Annotated in this window: 15 protein-coding genes; 5 read left to right on the forward strand and 10 right to left on the reverse strand. The window is 56.9% G+C overall.

Translation table 11 applies throughout. From position 1 onward, the window contains the following. Positions 1-108: 108 nt before the first annotated feature. Together DHN55_RS13020 and DHN55_RS13025 are read left to right on the forward strand one after the other, a co-directional pair. Positions 109-1,227 carry a TRAP transporter substrate-binding protein gene (locus tag DHN55_RS13020; protein ID WP_337660267.1) on the forward strand — a complete coding sequence of 373 codons (1,119 nt, stop codon included), beginning with the start codon at positions 109-111 and terminating at the stop codon, positions 1,225-1,227. 127 nt (positions 1,228-1,354) lie between these two features. Beyond that, a complete protein-coding gene (locus tag DHN55_RS13025) occupies positions 1,355-3,718 on the forward strand; it encodes a TRAP transporter large permease subunit (RefSeq protein ID WP_108881931.1) in 2,364 nt (787 codons plus the stop codon). 104 nt (positions 3,719-3,822) lie between these two features. On the opposite strand, the gene DHN55_RS13030 is transcribed toward DHN55_RS13025, so the two are convergent. Beyond that, the gene (locus DHN55_RS13030) at positions 3,823-4,809 is read right to left on the reverse strand and encodes an alcohol dehydrogenase catalytic domain-containing protein (protein ID WP_108881932.1); all 987 of its coding nucleotides are present in this window, start codon (positions 4,807-4,809) and stop codon (positions 3,823-3,825) included. A 268-nt stretch (positions 4,810-5,077) separates the two neighbouring features. Here DHN55_RS13030 and DHN55_RS13035 point away from each other — a divergent pair, with 268 nt between their 5' ends. Beyond that, positions 5,078-5,527 (forward strand): hypothetical protein, encoded by a 450-nt coding sequence (locus tag DHN55_RS13035; RefSeq protein ID WP_108881933.1) that lies wholly within the window; start codon positions 5,078-5,080, stop codon positions 5,525-5,527. Between the two features lie 107 nt (positions 5,528-5,634). On the opposite strand, the gene DHN55_RS13040 is transcribed toward DHN55_RS13035, so the two are convergent. Both DHN55_RS13040 and DHN55_RS13045 read right to left on the reverse strand, forming a co-directional pair. Beyond that, positions 5,635-6,366 (reverse strand): hypothetical protein, encoded by a 732-nt coding sequence (locus DHN55_RS13040; protein ID WP_337660268.1) that lies wholly within the window; start codon positions 6,364-6,366, stop codon positions 5,635-5,637. A gap of 243 nt (positions 6,367-6,609) precedes the next feature. After that, a complete protein-coding gene (locus tag DHN55_RS13045; RefSeq protein ID WP_108881935.1) occupies positions 6,610-7,365 on the reverse strand; it encodes a hypothetical protein in 756 nt (251 codons plus the stop codon). A 114-nt stretch (positions 7,366-7,479) separates the two neighbouring features. On the opposite strand from DHN55_RS13045, the gene DHN55_RS13050 reads away from it, so the two are divergent. Both DHN55_RS13050 and DHN55_RS13055 read left to right on the forward strand, forming a co-directional pair. Next, complete coding sequence (locus DHN55_RS13050; RefSeq protein ID WP_337660269.1) at positions 7,480-8,214, forward strand: uracil-DNA glycosylase; 735 nt, start codon at positions 7,480-7,482, stop codon at positions 8,212-8,214. A 92-nt stretch (positions 8,215-8,306) separates the two neighbouring features. Then, complete coding sequence (locus tag DHN55_RS13055; protein ID WP_108881936.1) at positions 8,307-9,494, forward strand: aminotransferase class V-fold PLP-dependent enzyme; 1,188 nt, start codon at positions 8,307-8,309, stop codon at positions 9,492-9,494. A 68-nt stretch (positions 9,495-9,562) separates the two neighbouring features. Here the strand turns inward: DHN55_RS13055 and DHN55_RS13060 are convergent, their stop codons facing one another. The 7 genes from DHN55_RS13060 to DHN55_RS13090 all read right to left on the reverse strand — a co-directional run bounded on the left by DHN55_RS13060 (position 9,563) and on the right by DHN55_RS13090 (position 18,014). Beyond that, a complete protein-coding gene (locus DHN55_RS13060; RefSeq protein ID WP_108881937.1) occupies positions 9,563-10,834 on the reverse strand; it encodes an ABC transporter permease subunit in 1,272 nt (423 codons plus the stop codon). Further along, positions 10,831-11,637, reverse strand: coding sequence for an ATP-binding cassette domain-containing protein (locus DHN55_RS13065; protein ID WP_108881938.1), 807 nt, complete (start codon positions 11,635-11,637; stop codon positions 10,831-10,833). Before DHN55_RS13065 ends, DHN55_RS13060 begins: the two co-directional genes overlap by 4 nt. 119 nt (positions 11,638-11,756) lie before the next feature. Beyond that, entirely contained in the window at positions 11,757-12,755 is a 999-nt protein-coding gene (locus DHN55_RS13070; RefSeq protein WP_108881939.1) for an ABC transporter substrate-binding protein, read from the reverse strand. 164 nt (positions 12,756-12,919) lie between these two features. Beyond that, positions 12,920-14,035, reverse strand: coding sequence for an FAD-dependent oxidoreductase (locus tag DHN55_RS13075; RefSeq protein WP_108881940.1), 1,116 nt, complete (start codon positions 14,033-14,035; stop codon positions 12,920-12,922). A gap of 37 nt (positions 14,036-14,072) precedes the next feature. Next, on the reverse strand, positions 14,073-15,083 hold the full coding sequence (locus DHN55_RS13080; RefSeq protein ID WP_337660270.1) for an Ldh family oxidoreductase: 1,011 nt from the start codon (positions 15,081-15,083) through the stop codon (positions 14,073-14,075). Between the two features lie 3 nt (positions 15,084-15,086). After that, positions 15,087-16,199, reverse strand: a complete 1,113-nt coding sequence (locus DHN55_RS13085; RefSeq protein WP_108881941.1) for an SAM-dependent methyltransferase — start codon at positions 16,197-16,199, stop codon at positions 15,087-15,089. 147 nt (positions 16,200-16,346) lie between these two features. Further along, positions 16,347-18,014: an ABC transporter substrate-binding protein gene (locus DHN55_RS13090; RefSeq protein ID WP_337660271.1), complete on the reverse strand. Its 1,668-nt coding sequence runs from the start codon at positions 18,012-18,014 to the stop codon at positions 16,347-16,349. Positions 18,015-18,130 lie beyond the last annotated feature (116 nt).

Here is an 18,130-nt window from a genome sequence, read left to right on the forward strand (position 1 = left end):
TGGCAGTTACAAACTGCCTGAAGTCCCTGCAAGCAGAATGCTGGCCGAACTGGTTTCGGTCGGTGAAAAGTTGGAGTAGTTCCGAGAACGACAAAAGGGAGGAAAACCATGTCGATTTTCAAGAAGATGGTACAGGCAACCGCCGGTATCGCCCTCATGGCTACAGTTGCGGCAGCACCGCAAATTGCTGAAGCCAAAACCACTATCCGCGTACAGTCGGTGATCTCAGCCAAGGCTGACGAAGTGGTAATGCTGAAGAACTTTGCCCAGGACGTATCTGACCTGACAAGCGGTGAAGTCGTCATCGAAGTGCTTCCTGCCGGCGCCGTAGTCGGTGTCAAGGAAACCCTCGATGCTGTTGACAAGGGCCTGGTTGAAGGCGGCTTTGCATGGACACACTACTGGTCAGGCAAGCACCCGGCAGCCATGCTGTTCGGCTCACCTGTTGCGGGCGCCGGTGTCGGCATCGACAACATCGCCTTCATCTCGTGGTTCCAGTTCGGTGGCGGCAAAGAGCTCTATGAAGAGCTTTGGAAAGAAATGGGCATGAATGTTAAAGGCTTCATGCTGCAGCCTGTTGGCCCCGAAGCCCTTGGCTGGTTCAAAGAGCCGATCAACTCCATGGCCGACTTCCGCAAGTACCGTTTCCGCACACCTCCAGGCATCCCTGGCCAGACCTACAAGGACATCGGCGTAGCGTCGGTTGCCATGGGCGGCGGCGACATCCTGCCAGCACTTGAAAAGGGCACGATCGATGCCGCTGAGTGGTGCTGCCCGAAGCCTGACTCCGTGTTCGGTTTCCAGAAAGTGCTGAAGCACTACTACCTGCAGGGTCTTCACCAGGTTGTGGTGAACGCTGACCTGTACATCAATGGCGATGTATACAACAGCCTCACCGATCTGCAGAAGAAAGCGCTGGAAGTTGCAGCAAATGCTTCGCTGTCAAAAGCCATGTCTTACCGCATCTATGAAAACGGCAAGGCACTGAAAAAGCTGGTGGAAGAAGACGGCGTCATCCTGCATGACACACCTGCCGACTACTTCCCTGCCTACATGGGCGCTGCCAAAGCCGCGCTTGAGAAGAACGCCGCTGAAAACCCGTTCTTCGCCAAGGTCTGGCAGTCCCAGAAAGACTTCGCTGCAATCGCAGTGCCTTACTGGGCCGGTTCACAGGCCTCCAACGCGGCTCTCGGCAAGGCCTTTGCCGACAGCATCAAGAAGAAGTAATCCTTTGACGGATCGGCGGGCATCCAGTGTGATGCCCGCCAATCTTCTTCTGCTTTCAAGCCGGGCACAGAAACCGGCTATTTCATAAAAACCATTGAACACTTGGACCCTCTGGGAGGAGCGGCAGATGGCTGAGGAAATTGGCGAACTCGATATCACAGACGAGTTGATCGCGGAGCGACGCGCGGAAGAACCCGGACAGACGCCGGAAGACATGACGCCGTGGCAGAGGCCTATAACGGCGTTTATCGATGTCCTGAACCTGTGGGCAGGGCGGATCACCTGCTTTCTGTTGATCCCTCTCATCATCGCGATGGTGTTCGAGGTTGTATCGCGCAAGCTGTTCGCCGTGTTCACCGATTACGGCTACAACGAACTGGCCATTTCAATCGGGCTTGGCCCGACCCTCTGGGTCTATGATACCAGCCGAATGCTGGGCGGCGTGCTGTTTATGGCCGCTGCCGGTTACGCGCTGATGCGCGGTGTGCATATCCGGGCGGATTTCCTGTACCGGAACTGGACACCGAAGACCCAGGCCACCGTCGATGCAGCGCTTTATCTGCTGCTGTATTTCCCGGCCATGCTGTTCTTCTTCTGGAGTGCGCTCGATTTCACCATGGATGCCTTCGGCTGGAAAGGCTGGGGCCAACCTTTAGGAATTTGGGAACGCGCCAGTGATTCAACCTGGGCGCCGGTGCTGGGTCCTGCCCGAGCCGCCATGCCGATAGGTGCGTTGCTGTTGTTCCTGCAAGGATTTCCCGAACTGTTCCGGGCATTCCACCAGATGGGCAAGGAACGCGAAGCCAAGTTCGTCAAAATCCTGCCGGTCTACTTCATCGTACTGGCCGTCATCTTCGTCAGCGTCTTCTATCCCAACGCAACGCCAATCGACGACTGGTGGGCTTCGCTCACGTCATCTGCAGGCATATTCGACTTCTCCAAGCCGACCATCGGGTTGTTCATGCTCGCGGCCATGCTGTTTTCGATCTTCGTGGGCTTTCCGATTTCGTTCACGCTGATCTTCCTGGCCTTCACGTTCGGATCGTGGGGCGCCGGCAGTGCGCTGACCTTCTACCTGATGACGCTGCAGACCAACTCGGTCATGCTGGACGATCAGCTCGTAGCGGTTCCGCTGTTCATCTTCATGGGCATCATGATGGAACAGGCAGGCCTGATGGAAAGGCTGTTCAATGCCGTTCAGCTGATGATGTCCCGCACACGCGGTGCGCTTTATATCGCCGTGCTGTTCGTTTCCATGATCTTTGCAGCCGCCACCGGTATTGTTGGTGCGTCGGTGACGATCCTGGGCATCATGGCGGCAAAGACCATGAACAAGTCAGGCTATGATGTAAGGCTGGCCGCGGGCACGATTACGGCCGGTGGTACGCTGGGCATCCTGATACCGCCGTCGATCATGCTGATTGTCATGGGGCCGGTACTGGAGGTGCCGGTGACCGACCTGTTCCGAGCTGCAATCGTACCGGGCATCCTGCTTGCCGTGCTGTACATGGTGTATGCCATCGGCCGCTGCATGATCAATCCGAACCTGGGGCCCATACTGCCCGAAGACGAGCAGCCTGAAACCTCGCCTTACTATCTGCTTGAAGTAATCGGTGTCATGGCCTCGATTGTCGTTCTCACCTACCTGCTGGGTGCAGGTGCGGCCGGTACTCTCGCCTTCATTCCGCTTGGCGGATTGATCCTGCCGATCCTGTGGCTGGGCTTCATGTTCTTTGTCTACAGTTGGACACGCAAGAACAAGCCGGGCGGATTCTACTTCTCAGACCTCTGGTATGAGTTCTTCATGGGTCTGGTGCCGCCAACAGTGCTGATCGCCTTCGCGCTCGGCTCCATCCTGGCCGGCTGGGCAACGCCTGCCGAAGCGGCCGCATGTGGTGCCTTTGGTGCGATCGTGCTGTCATTTGCCTACCGGAAACTGACGGCACTCGGGTTCTACGATGCCATGATCAAGACACTGGAGATTTCGGTGCTGATCATGTTCCTGGTGGCAGCATCAAACTTCTTCGGTGCCGTGTTCTCCAACCTGGGTACACCGAAGTTCCTCACCGAACTGCTGCTGTCGATGGACCTGTCCACTGCTGCCATGCTGATCTTCGTCATGGCACTGGTGTTCCTGCTCGGCTGGCCGCTCGAATGGGTGCCGATCGTGCTGATCATCGTGCCGATCCTGGTGCCGCTGCTGGTATCGCTGAACGTGAACCTGACATGGTTTGCAATTCTGGTCGCGGTGAACCTGCAAACTGCCTGGCTGTCACCGCCGGTGGCGCTGTCCGCCTACTTCCTGAAGGGCGTTGTGCCTGAATGGGACCTGAAGGACATCTACTTCGGCATGATGCAGTTCATGGTCATCCAGGTGATCGGTCTGGCACTGATCTTCATGCTGCCCGGCTTTGCGCTGTGGCTGCCGGAGTGGCTGTCACCGGCCGGTGCGCAACCGTTCCTCAGTTATGTCGGATACGGCAGCAACTAGGACGGCACCAACGTGCAACAAAATCAGGGCCCGCTCTCAATCGAGAGCGGGCCTTACTGCATTGTCAAAAGCAAAACCGCTTCCCCCAAGGGAAATGTGCCAGATCAGGCAGGCTGCAGAATGATCTTCGGCGCTGCGCACTGGCCTGTCGAGATGTCATCAAACGCCTGCGCTCCGCTTTTCAGGGGCCGTTTTTCGATCCAGCTAAGCTTTCCAAGCTTGCCGGTGAAAATGGCTTCCGCAGTCGCTTCGAAGTCGTTCATTGTATAGGTGTAGGTGCCGATAAAGGTAACCTCCTGCAGCGTCATGCGGCGGATGTCCAGCCCGCCTTCAGCGGCGCCCAGGCCGATGTGCATGATCAACCCGCCCGGCTGCACCAGTTTGCTCGCCGATGCGCGGGTCGCCGCTATACCCACCGCGTCGATAACCAGGTCCGGCATCTCATGCTCATCTGCCTGTTTGAGGCACTTGATATCCTCCGTCTCGATGATCCGGTTGCGCCGTGACGAATTGGGCTCCACGATCGTCACCTGCCTGCCGCCCTGAGCCCTGAAAGCCAATGCTGCTCCCAGCCCTATGGCACCACCGCCCAGAACCAGGCAGCGCACCTGGGCCAGATCGCCGCCCAACGCGGTCCTGGCCAGCCTGACCGCATGCCATCCACAGGCCAGCGGCTCACACAGGGCCGCGCTTTCCAGCGCTACACTATCGGGAACATTGACAAGATTGCCTTCGGGCATGGCCAAAAGCTCTGCAAATGCGCCTTCGCGCGGTGGCATGGATATGATCTGGCGGCTGGAACACAGATTGTCCCTGCCGGCGATGCAGGCTTCACATTTGCCGCACGTTACCAGGGGGTTGACTGTCACCCGACGCACGGCACCGCCAAAACCGACAATCTCTCCGGCTGCCTCATGCCCCAGGACCAGTGGTGCGGGCCGGCGTTCATCGTGTCCTGCCCAAGCATGCATGTCCGAACCGCAAATGCCGGACGCCCTCACCCTGATCAACGCCTCACCCGCTGCCGGTGCCGGGTCGTCGACAGTCTTGAATTCCATCGTCTTGCTGCCAGTGTAAACCAGTGCCTTCATTTCGCTATGAAACCTCCATCGGTAGCGTGCTCCCTACCAATGACATAACAAACTGCTTCATGACAGCGAAACACTGCCGGCACGATCAATTCCGTGGCAGAATTCAGCGGTGTTTCCCAGCCCAACTGTCCAGCAGGCCCCCGACACCCCCAATTTCACGAACTTGCAGTAAATCCTGATTGACCGCAGCAATGTCCACACTTGGCCGCAATTGAGGTCTAACTCATTGTAGATATAGACAACTTATACCGATGAAGGGTTCACACTCATGATCCGCAAGTTCTGTTTATCACTGGCGCTTATGTGTGCCGTGTCTGTACCGGCCGTTTTTGCAACACTTGCCTCCGCCAATGCCGGGAGCAATGCCATCATCGAAATGACAATCGGCAAAATCGGCTTTCTGGTTGGCGTTTCGCGAGGCGACGGCAAGCTGTTCTACAACGGCAGACAGGCTGAACTTGACATCAACGGCCTGCGGGTCGGCCTGACCATCGGGGCGTCTTTTGCCAATATGCGCGGAGAAGTCTACAACCTTACCAGGATTGAAGACATTGCCGGTACCTACGTCAGCGCTCAGGCCTCGGCAGTGGCCATCAGCGGTGGTGGCCAGAACCTTGTGCTGATCAACGAACACAATGTGCGCCTTGTGTTGTGGGGCGAACAGCGTGGCCTTGATGCATCTCTGGATGCCGGCGGGATGCTGATTACGCTGAGGTAATTCGTAAGTTTTTGGCTTTTCCGCCTTTGGCGGGCTATTCTCCACGCCTGAACAAATCCCTGATCGCGTCCCGGCCAAATAGCGTCAGGCGAGCGGGAATGCCAGTTTCAGATCAGGCCCATTTTCTTCAATGAGCCCAGGTCCAGGGACAGTTCACGGCGTTGAAACTGACCAAATACTTCCGACAGAAAAGATCTCAGGCGCAACCGCAAGGACGGCGGCAGGCTGCCATAGACGCCCTCCTGAAATTCGATGAATGAAAACGGCGCTTCTTCCGCGGCCGCCATTGCCTCGCGGTCGAGCAATGGCAGACTGAACACGGTGTCCGGCTCGATTTCCTCATAAACCTCGCGCGCCTGACGCGTGACCAGCGGGTTGCCGTTCCATGCATTGCGGATCAGGTAAAACGTTTCGGTCGCATAGGCACCTCGCAGGTCCCTCGCGGTCATGACAGACGTCGCGGTCTGGTCCAGTACGTAGGCAATGACCATTTCAATGCGTGCATCATGAGCTGCGTTGATAAAATCAAGATCATCGACAACCGTAAAAAATGCTTCCAGTTCGTGCGACGGCAGATCAATGATGTAATCGCGATCCGGTTCAGCGAGAATCTTGTCGAACATCCTGATCTGGCCGCTGGTTTTTTCAACTCCAATGAGAGTTGAACGATCGGGATAGAAACGATTTATGCGACCGCGCGGTTCTTCGCAGTCAAACACGTGAGGATCATGCCCCGTCATCAGCAGGTGATCCATCAACAGGCGTGCGGTCAAAGTCTTGCCGTTGCGTGCCTCATCGGAACACACGACAATCATCCGACTTCCCGCACGTTCGCTCACATAAATCGTCCTGTTGATACCCCGGAATGACTGAACGGTCGAACACGCGACGCGAATCAAACGCAACCCCTGTCAGTCACACACCCAGTTTAACACGGTTGCGCCGCTGACCCGGCCAAATCGGACGGGAATTTGCAATGTACGTCCGGTTGGCTAAGCCTGCCGCCCGGCGGCAGACGAGCGACCGGGCAAGCAGAACCATTCGTAACATGCAGCGCCGAAAATCTACCGGCCTAAAGATAATCAGCTCTTGGCTTTTCCGGCTTCACCGGAACCACCCGACGTGAGCATCTGGATCAGGCGCAGCTGGTCAAATTCGTCATCGATTTCAGAGCACCACTTCTTCACATAGCCACGCAGCACGAACGAGAAGTCTGCAGACTTGCCCTGGCTGTCCTTGTTGTCGGTGAAGTTCTTGTATGTCACGTCGGCAAGATCAACCTGCTCCGCAGCCATTTCGTTGAGTTTCGGAATAACAATTTCGCGGGCTTCGTTTACGTTCGAGAAATACCGCTTGTAGGTTTTCTCGTCCCATTCAAAGAAGTTTGTTTCATTGATGAAGTTGCGGGCAACGGTGTAGTCAAGCCCCTCCACAAATGGCGTAACCTCCTGGAGCTCATCCAGTGAAGCGATCGCCGGTCCAACGACATGGATCAGGCCCATTTCAAACTGCCCGTCGCGAGCTGCTTGCAAAACACCAATCTTCTCGAATGTTTCAAGAGCGTAGGACAGGTTCCCCGCCTTGAGATCCACAACGGTTACCGGCACCTTGGCGGTTTCCAGAGTGTCGAGCACCTTCATCTGGTCTGCCACATTGTGCAGATCAATGATCTCGGTAATGGTCGGGTAGAACCGATGCAGCGTTCCGCGAGGGTTTTCCGTATCAAATGCACGGGCCAGAACATTGTTGCGGTGGAAGTAGTCCAGCAACGCACGTGAAATTGTTGTCTTGCCAACGCCGCCCTTGTCGGCCCCAACCATGATGACTACTGGTTTCATCTATCTTTTTCCCTCTATACCTCTAGAACACGCCCCCTGGGTCGGGCCTCAAAAACCGAATACCATGTCTTGCACGCCGATGCCACTGCTAGTAACGCACCAAGAGAACAGTCCTTGACGCAGTCCGTTGAAAAATCTGGCCTTGCGCCGATCACCTACAGTGGCGCCGTTGACGCCATTGCAACCGGCGGATGGGCAAATCTCGACTTCTTCCGGTCCGGTGCAGGCCGCGAAACGGCGGCGCGGTTGGATGCGCGGGTGGCTGCTGGCGTCCAGGTACTGCCGCCCCCTGCAGACGTTTTCAAAGCCCTCGAACTGACCCAGCCGGATCAGGTAAGGGCCGTGATCCTGGGACAAGACCCGTATCCGACACCAGGCGATGCACATGGCCTGGCATTCTCAGTTGCGGATCCGGAGCAGCGCATACCGGCATCCCTTCGAACGATTTTCACCAGTCTCGAGACCGACCTGGGCATCAGCCCGCCCGCCCATGGCAACCTCACCCGCTGGGCTCGTTCGGGCATCTTGCTGCTCAATGTGACGTTGAGCGTCGAGGCGGGCAAGGCAAACAGCCACAAGACCTTCGGATGGTCGGCGCTGGCAGGCGATATCATGGAACACCTGAACGAGCGCCCGGCACCAACCGTCTTCATGCTGTGGGGCAAGTTCGCCCAGCAGGCCGGTGCCGGCATTGATGCATCACGGCATTGCGTAATTGAAACCGCACACCCCTCACCGCTCGCACGTGGTCCAGGCCCGCAACACAGGTTTGTGACCTCGCAGCCGTTTACACAGGCTCAACAGTGGCTTTTATTGCGTGGCCTTCCACCAATCGACTGGCGACTGTAGAGTGCATGCAGGTCAGGACCGGGTGACGGTGATGGCATGAGTGATGGCGACGCATAAAGAAGTGGTACAGCAGATAAAGGCACACCTATCCCATGGCTCTTGCCGAAGAACACAAATACGCTCCTACCTTCAATGGCCCTGAAGGTCAGGAAGACATGCCCTGGCTCCTCACCATGGGACCGGTGACGACGTCGCGTGACGTCAAGCTCGCCATGCTGGCTGACTGGGGCATGCGGGATACCGAATTTGTTTCGCTTGCCCTGGGCGTTACCGAGCAATTGCTGGAACTTGTTGACGGGACCAGTGAGTATGATTGCATTCCGCTGCATTTGTCGGGCGACGCGATGCTGGAGAGCGTGTTGGGCGCACTGGCACCAACCGGGCGCAAACGCAAGACACTGATTGCAGCGCACGGGCCCCATGCCGAACAGGCAGCGAGTATACTGACCCACATCAAACGCCCGGTCGAGAACATCGCCGGCTCGGCTTTGAAGCCGGTCACCACCAATCGGCTGGCGAAACTGCTGGAGGCCGATCCGGACATCCACACCGTGTACCTGGCTGAGGTAGACGTTTTCACGGGATTGGCCAATCCGGTTGCCAAACTGGCAGCGGTTGCTCATGAGGCCGGACGCAAGGTTGTCCTTGATGCGCGGGCAAGCATTGGCGCCATGCCGCTCAATCTCGCCGACGGCACTGTGGATGCTGCGGTGGGTGTGCCGTGGGCATGTATCGAGAGCGTTCCCGGATTTTCATTTGTAATGGTGCGCCGAAGCCTGCTGGCAGACAGCCTGTTCCAGTCTCCATCTTCATCGTTAGACCTGGTTGAATTATGGAAGGGCATCCATCGCACCGGCTGGTTTCCCGGGACGCCACCTGCCCACTCCATTGTCGCATGTGGCGTTGCGCTGCGGCGGCTGTATCTTGAAGGCGGGCCGGAAATGCGACGCAAACGCTATCAGGAGCAGCATCTGAAATTGCTGTCAGGCATGGCGCAGCTGGGGTTCACCCCTGCTCTGGCGGATGGCACTGCAACATGCGGATACCTGACATTGTTCAGGGCTCCTGCAGACAGGCGATATTCACCAGCCATATTCATTCAGCGACTGCGCCAGATGGGCTTTGTCATCATGGACGGAAACGGCTGTCCCGGCGCTGAAGGCGGGTTCAGGGTTGCTACCGTCGGCGCCATCGATGAAACCGTCACGGACCAGTTTGTGCGGGCGGTTGAGAAAATCATGCGCGATCTCGGCATGAGATCGGGCGTACCGGCAAGATAGCGCCACAACGAAAAACGGGAGCCCGAAGACTCCCGAAATTCATCTCGTCAGTGATAATCGGCAGGCATCTAACCCCTGCCCTTCCAGGGCACCAGATAACGTTCGGACATACGCATCAGAATGTCGATGCCATATCCGATGATGCCGATCAGGATGATCCCCATGATCACGATGTCGGTGTTCTGGAACTTCGACGCCGCGATGATCATCTTGCCGGCTCCTTTTTCTGCCGCCACAAGTTCAGCAGCAACAACCGTGCCCCAGCAGACGCCCATGGCCACACGTGCGCCGGTGAAAATTTCCGGCAGTGAATTCGGCACGATCACCTTCCACAAAAGTTGGCTTTTTGAAGCACCAAGCGAATATGCCGCGTGAACCTTGGAAATGCTCACACCGGACACGCCTGCGCGTGCGGCAATGACCATGATCCACAAGGCAGCCAGGAACAACAGCGAGATCTTGCCGGTTTCCCAGATACCGAACCAGATGATGATCAACGGGATAAGGGCCAATGGCGGGACCGGGCGCATGAATTCGACGATCGGATCAAACCACCCGCGGAACCAGCCGTTCAGACCCATCGCATAACCCAATGGAATACCGACAATGCTGCCAAGAGCAAAGCCGATGATAACCCTGTAGATCGACCAACCGAGGTTCTCCCACAGGGTAACGTTCTGGTAGCCTTCACTCGAAATTTCGATCAGACGGCTCACAACGGCTTCCGGCGCCGGCAGCCAGATCGACTCCATCTGCCAGCCCTTTGTCGGTTCAAATGCCAGGCTGCCCTTGGCTGTCATGCGGACTTCCCCGGTATCGATCTGAACCGATCCGTTTGGCGCAATGGCCTTGCCATCGACCGACACAATCTCCTGTTCCTTGGGATTTTCCAGCAGGTCACTCCTGGACACCAGAGTTGAACGGTAGGTTATGACTTTTTCAGCGGCATCTTTTGCAAAACCGGTATTCGCTGCCTCGTCCAAAGTCGGTTTTTCTGCCGGTTCAGACACCGGGTGGACCACAGTCTTGATCGTGCCTGTGTCGGTGGCGCCGGATGCATCCCTGGCTTCATAGGTAAAGCTGGTTTCGCCAACATACGGCCCTGAAACGTGCAGGAAAGACGGCACGATCTTTGAGCCTGTGAACGACCCCCAGATCAGGAAGATTGCAACAATCGAGATTATCGATGCCGCGCGGTTTGATATGACGGCGCTCTCGTCACCGAAGGTCACCGTCTTGAGGCTGGTGAAATCATCTTTTTTGGTCAGAAAGCCACTGATCATCTTGTAGCCGATCATGGCTGCAATGAATATCGCGATATAGATGAGAAGGATGATCATGCCACTTCCTCCTGGCGGCCCATAATCTCTTCTTCCATATCCCAGATCATGGTCAGGATTTCCTCACGGACCTCGCCAAATTTCTTTTCTTTCTTGACCAGCCGGAGATCCTTGCCAACGCCCATTTCCGCGAACGGCAGGTTGTATTCCTTGTGGATACGTCCCGGCCGAGGCGCCATCACCACAAGGCGTTCGCCGAGCAACAGGGCTTCTTCCACCGAGTGGGTAATGAGGATGATGGTCTTGCCGGTTTCCTTCCAGAGCTTGAGCACCAGGCCTTGCATCTTTTCCCGCGTCAGCGCGTCAAGCGCACCAAGCGGTTCGTCCATCAAGATCACATCCGGATCGTTGGCCAGGCATCGCGCCAGCGCCACGCGCTGCTGCATGCCGCCCGACAGTTCGTAAATCATCTTGTCAGCAAAGTCCTTCAGGCCGACAATCTGCAAGAGGCTTTCAACCTTTTCCTGGGTCTCACCGGAAGGCTTGCCTGCCATGTCCGGACCAAATGCGATGTTCTTGCGCACATTCATCCATTCAAACAACGCGCCCTGCTGAAACACCATGCCGCGCTCCGCGGCAGGACCGGTTACAACATGATCGTTCAAAATGACCTTGCCTTCGGTTGGCGCCAGGAAACCTGCCACAATGTTCAAAAGCGTTGTCTTGCCACACCCTGACGGGCCGAGCACAGACATCAGCTCTCCCTTTTTCAGGTTGAGGGAAACATTCTGCAATGCCTGGACCGCGCCGCCGTTCGGCAGCTCAAATCGCATTGATATATCGTCGATATTGAGGCTAGACATGTACCCCTCCCTAGAGCCCTTACATGTTAGTTTCGCGGATGAGACCTTGACCGGTCTTCTTCCTGGCCGCAAACAAAAAACAGGCCACCCGAACCAACGGATGGCCTGCGCATCAGTTGTTACATGCCTGCTGCAGCTTTGAGGTAGCTGGAGTTAACAGCACCTTCGTAGGACGGCAGCGCCTTGACGGTGCCGCCTTCAGCCAGCTTGGCACCGGCTGCATTGAAATTCTCCACCAGGAAACCGCCCATCCAGCCATCGCTGAGTGCCTGTTTGGACGTGATGAACTTCATGCCTGTGGTCATGATAGCCTTTGCAGTGGCTTCATCCTGGCCGGCCATCTTGGCGATCTCACCAATCATTTCGCCTTCACCGCCGCCGTTGAACTTGTCGTTCATGTCGTTGGTGACTTTCAGGAACTTGGAGACAAGGTCAGCATTTTCCTTGGCCCAGGAACCGGTGGTGGAGATCACGTCGTAGACCTTGCCTACAACCTTTTCCTTTTCTGCGCCTTCAATGAGAACGTTGCCGAACTCCTTCATGCGACGCAGAGGACCACCCCAACCGCAAACCATGTCCATGTTGCCGTTTGCAAATGCTGCAGCGGAATCAACCGGAGCCATGTCCACGATCTTCATCTTGGATGTGTCAACACCGAAGTGTGCCATCTGGGCCAGGAAGCCCGTGTGAGCAGCCGTGCTGAGCGGAACACCAACGGTCTTGCCTTCGAGTTCCTTGGCATTGTCCTTGGTAATTTCAAGGTTCTTGCGAACCACGCAGTTGTCGTTGTCCGAATAGGTCAGGGCAACGTCAATAGCCTGCAGGTCCTGACCGGCAGAAACGGCGGTCAGGAACGGTGTCACACCTTGAGAAACGGCAATGTGAACATCACCGGAAGCCATGGCGGCAGACATCGCGGTGCCGGCATCGAAAGACACCCACTTAACCGTGACACCCAGTTCCTTGTCATAAATCTTTTTGGCTTGCGCATACTGGAACGGCATCGGCCATTCCGGGAAAAAGGCAACAACCAGTTCCTTTGTCTGCGCCTGAGCCGCAGTAAAGCTGACCGAAGCCAGGGCTGCTGCTGCAAGAGTTGCTGTCAGTAATTTCTTCATAGAGTACTCCCTCCGCTGATAAGCGTCCGAAAACGTGAATAGGTTGAAAAGCGTGCTTTCGGTGCTGTGATTATGAAACGTCAAAGGCATGTGGCGCAATGGCGCAAACCGTGTTGGTCCTACAAATCTAGCGCGTTGGTTCCATGCCAAAACAATGGGCAAAATCAAAGGCAAGAAGCCAAATTCATGACATATCGTCCAATCGCGAGACTGGACGTCAACCCCGGGCTTTCGATGCCGAACAGGTTGACCAGGCCGGGCACTCCGTGCGCTTTCGGACCGTCAATCCGGAAGTCCTGGATTTGATTGCCCGGCGGCACGATCTTGGGCCTCACCCCGGCATAGGACGGCTGCAGGGCGCCATCCGGCAATGCCGGCCAGTACCGCCTGACCAGCGCATAAAATTCATCGGCCCGCGCCGGGTCCACCTCGTAATTCGGCTCATCGACCCACTCCACATCCGGGCCGAACCGGGCCTGGCCACCAACATCGATTGTAAGATGCACGCCGAGCCCGCCGACGACCGGGCATGGATAGATCAGCCGCGTGAACGGCACCCTGCCGGCCATCGAGAAGTAACTGCCCTTGCCGTAATAGGCTTTTGGCACGTGAGCAGCAGCAAGACCCTGGAGATTTGCGGCAACCTGCGGCGCGTTGAGGCTTGCAGCGTTGACGAACAGGTTGCAACCGATGGTCATCGGTTCGGCACCGCCGATATCAACCTCGTTTTGCCTGCCGCCCACACGGCCACCGACAACCGGTGACCTGATCGCCAGCGTGGCGCCGGCGTTTTCCGCTTCGCCCAACAAGGCAAGCATGACGCCGGCAGAATCCATCATACCGGTCGATGGCGACAGTACAGCCGCTACACACTTCAGTTCAGGCTCCAGAACCCTGGCCTGTCGCTCATCAAGCAACTGCAGGTCATCAACGCCATTGGCAGCGCCCCTGGTGGTGATGGCTTCAAGCGTTGCAACTTCGTCCTGATCGCACGCCACAATAAGCTTGCCGCACTTGCTATGGGCGACATTGTGCTTGTCCATGAAGTCGTAGAGCAGCCATTTGCCCTCGACGCACAATTGCGCACGCAGGGAGCCCGGCGTGTAATACATGCCGGCATGAACGACTTCGCTTGACCTTGATGACACACCGCGGCCGAACGCCTCGTCAGCCTCGACGATCAGGACGTCACGGCCTGACTGGGCAAGCTCCCGGGCGACTGCCAGGCCGATTGCACCGGCGCCTGCCACAACACAGTCAATCTCGTAATCAACAGCCATTCGACCAAATGTCTTTTCAGAGCAATTCAGGATACTATCAACGTGTACAATCCCGCACCCGCTTCAACAGTTCACGATCCACCTCGATTGTTCCGCGGGCAAGACTTTCTTCCCGCGTTGCCAACCGGCTCAGGCCCGGCAGCCGGGTGCCCTCCTGCGCCGTGATCGAACCGGCAAGACCGGCAAAGCGATCAGCAAACAGCCCGGCCGAAAATCCTTCCGGATCTATTGCCAGGAAGAACTGCCCTGAATTGCAGGGCCCGCCGGCATCGGTGGCGAACGGAGACATGGCGCTGCCCAGTTGCGCGCCGCTCATCAGTGATGACATGGTTTCAACCATAAGCCCCTGCCCGAACCCCTTATAGCCGCCCGATGGAGCCATGGTGACCGCCTGCGCGGGGTCCGTGGTCGGGTTGCCGCCGGCATCGAGTGCCCAGCCTAAAGGTATCTCCTCGCCGCGCGCGGCATGACGCATAACCTCCGACTTCGCCACCACCGATGATGACTGATCTATCACGTAGCCCACTCCGCCCTTGCCATCAGGCGCAGCCATGGAAACCGGGTTGGTGCCGATAACCGCCTTGATGCCGCCCGGGGGCGCTATCGAGGCCGGCGCATTGGTGAACCCCATTGCCAGAAGGCCTTCGCGGGCCAGACGCTCGGTGTGTCCGCCCAGCCTGCCGCAATTGTAGGAATTGGTGACGGACAGCCCGGCGATGCCATATTTTTTCGCTGCCGAAATAATTTTCGCAAAGCCCTTTTCGATTGCCGGATGGGCGAAACCGGAACCGGCATCGGCGCGATAGGCCACCGGAGACAATCGGGTAATGACCGGCTTGGTCACGCCGTCAACCTTGCCGCACCTGAGATGCGAGCAGTAGACCGGCAGCCAGAAAAATCCGTGACTTGGCATGCCGACAAGTTCGCTATCAATGACTGCATCGGCAAGATATCGCACATTGGCACGCGCAGCGCCTGACTTGGTCAGTGCCCGAAGAGCAAGTCTGCGGGCTTTTTCAATTTCCAGAGTGGTTGTGGTCTTTTTCACGTTTTAAACTTCCTTGCTGCAAATCAGATAGGCGTGCACATAGTCCATCGCATGGCCTTCAGGCGCGGCGGCAACACTGGCCTGATAGCGTCCGTAAAATTCGTCCATGATGGCCTGCCTTTCGGCTTCACCGCGACCCGCATCAAGCCCGCCCAGGAACGTGGCTTCCGACCATGACCTCAGCGTTGGCAGATACTCCGTCGCAAACCGGGCCGCATCCTTGTGGTTTTCAGTAAAATCCTGTTCGAACGGGCAGCGCACCACCCGGGTTTCAACATGCTCCAGCCGCAGGCCTGCCTGGTACACCGGACTGTTCTTATCATTCAGCGGCGCCGTGAACTCTTCAACCGTGCGGTAGTGCTGCGGGAAATTGGTATTCAGATATTCATCCCGCGAGATGACGCCGTCATCGGCCAGTTGGCTCCAGAACCTGTTGAAGGTGTCGAACATGCTGACACCGCCGGTATCGCCAAGATAGCGGCCCTCCTCGTCAATACCGAAGTTGAACAGGCACAGCCGGCCACCGTGCTTCAACTCGCGGGTACGCTGCAGCAGCATGGTCTCCCAGTCGGTCGCGCCCTGCCTGGTGAACGCATCGCGTTCAGCACCGCTTGCACCGACCATATGCACATGGTCGGTGATGTTGCAGGGTGTCGAAGAAATGTAGTGAGACGCGGTTGCCGAAAACCCGAGATCCAGAGTCTGTGCCGGAAAGATGTTCTGGTGAAACGATGTGCCGGAGGCAAACACGTACAGGTCCTCGATTTCCGGGTAATAGCTTTGCGTGTCGGTTTGCCCGTGGATCATGCGGAAGACCTGGGCGAAGTCGTTGCGCGGCAGGTCGGTGTAGGTCATTTCAATGGGACGCGACGGCACACGGGCGCGCACATCGGCAAAAACCCGCCGCCAGAGATCGACAGATGTTCCGCCGTCAGCGGCTCCCATGTCGGTGGCGCGAAAGATGCTGCCATCGTCGACCGGGTCCATGCGCGCAACAGCTTCCAGTACCAGATTGGCCGCTTTGTCCATGACATGCTTGGCGCCAATGGTGGCTTTCGAGTAGTAGCCGTCGCCTTTCATGGCCATGAAGCCGGCGGTTCCCGGTGCCTTGTTCATGCTTGACTCCCTGATTTGTTTTTATGTCGGCATTACAGACTAGACGGAACTGACCCCGGAGCAAGCTTGCGGTGAACAACATCGACAAAAATACGCCCTCCCGACAGATCGGGAGGGCGCACTATTTCAATGATGCAATCGAAACGATCAGGCTTCGACGGCATACTCTTCACAGAAGAAGTAACGGGTCGGGTGGATGGCAAAGCCTTTCACCCGCTTGTCCATCGGAATGAACAGCTTGCGCCACAATGGCTGCGCAATCGGTCCGTCCTCCTGCATGATCGCTTCCAGCTTGCCGAGCAACTCGGTGCGCGCGGCAATATCGAGCGTACCTTCCGCCTGGGTCAAGATCTTGTCAAACTCCGCATTGGAATAATGGGTTTCATTCCACGGAACGCCTGACCGATAGGCAAGGCCAAGCACCATAAATCCGAGCGGCCTGTGCGCCCACGAGGTAAAGCCGAACGGTACCTTGTCCCAGACATCCCAGAACTTGGCCGATGGCAATACATTCATCTTGACGTTGATACCGGCTTCCTTCCACTGCTCAACACATGCCTCGACCACGGCCAGTTCCCAGGCGGGATCAGGTTTGCAGGTGATTTCCGCTTCGATGCCATCAGCATGACCTGCATCTGCGAGCAGTTTCTTGGCAGCTTCCACATCACGGGCCATTACCGGCAGTTTCTTATAGTCGGGATGGATCGGGCAGACATGGTGGTGTTCAGCAGTTGTGCCAAGATCGCCAACCGCGATTTCAGTGGTCTTGTCCACATCACATGCCAGACGCATTGCCTTGCGGACTTTCGGATCGTCAAACGGCTTTTTGTCAATCTGCATGCGCACGACACCGGTAGACGCGGTGGTCGTGTCAAACATATCGACATGATCCATGGCCTTGAACAGGTCAAACTGCTCAACATTGCCCTCATAGACACCATGCACCTGCTTGGACTGAACTGCAGCCGCAGACGCCGCGGTATTGTCACCAAGGTCAACGAACTCCACCATGTCCAGGTGGGCCTTTGAATTCGGGCGCTTCTTGAGAACCGCCTTGCGGCCTACTTCGAACTCCACCAGTTCAAAGTCACCGTGGCCGTTGGAGCCGAGGCCGAACTTGCCTTCTTCGGCCGGATCAAGGATGGCCAGCGGATAGTGGAACAAATGCTCCGGCACTGCGACCTGGGCTTCCTTGAGATTCAGGACAAGCGTCTTGTCGTCCTTGACTTGAATGGCGTTGGCATCCCACAGCTCGGTGGTCATGACCGTTTCGCCCTTGTCGTCCTTCTTGCCGGAGTCAATCTCGTTGAGCATGTAGCCCTTCATCAGGCCCACGACAGACGACCCGGTTGCCGGATCAAGGCAATGCCTGATGTTCCAGGCGAGCTGTTCCGCCGTCATCTTGCCGCCCTTGAACCACTCAATGTCGTCACTGACGGTGAAGGTCCAGGTTTTCAGGTCATCGGAAGCAGACCATGAGGCCAGGTCCGGGCGGGTTACGTTATCAACGCCGGTGCGAGTTATGTAACGCACCATCTGACGGGTGATGTTGGAGTCGTAAATCCATGAGAATGTGTGCGGGCTGCTGATCTTCGGCACACGCATGCCGATTTTCAATGTGCCGCCTTTGGGCATGTCGGCAGCGCGCGCAGGCGATGCGATCGGCTGACCGGTGATCTTGCCGGCCCACATATAGGCTGCACCGGCAGACATGCCGAGCAGTGTCGAGTAACGAATGAATTCACGGCGATCAATAAGCTTGTCAGCAAGCTGCTGTTTGAGTTTTGGAATCCAGATATTTTCTCTGTCAGACATAATTAGGCTACTCCTCCCGAGGTTACACATCGCAGATGCATGCCGCCACGACGCCATGTCATCGCACTACATGACAGCCTATCACCCGGACCTCCGGACGCAAGACCGCAAACCGG

The sequence above is a fragment of the Anderseniella sp. Alg231-50 genome (assembly GCF_900149695.1).
Classification (GTDB): Bacteria; Pseudomonadota; Alphaproteobacteria; order Rhizobiales; family Aestuariivirgaceae; genus Anderseniella.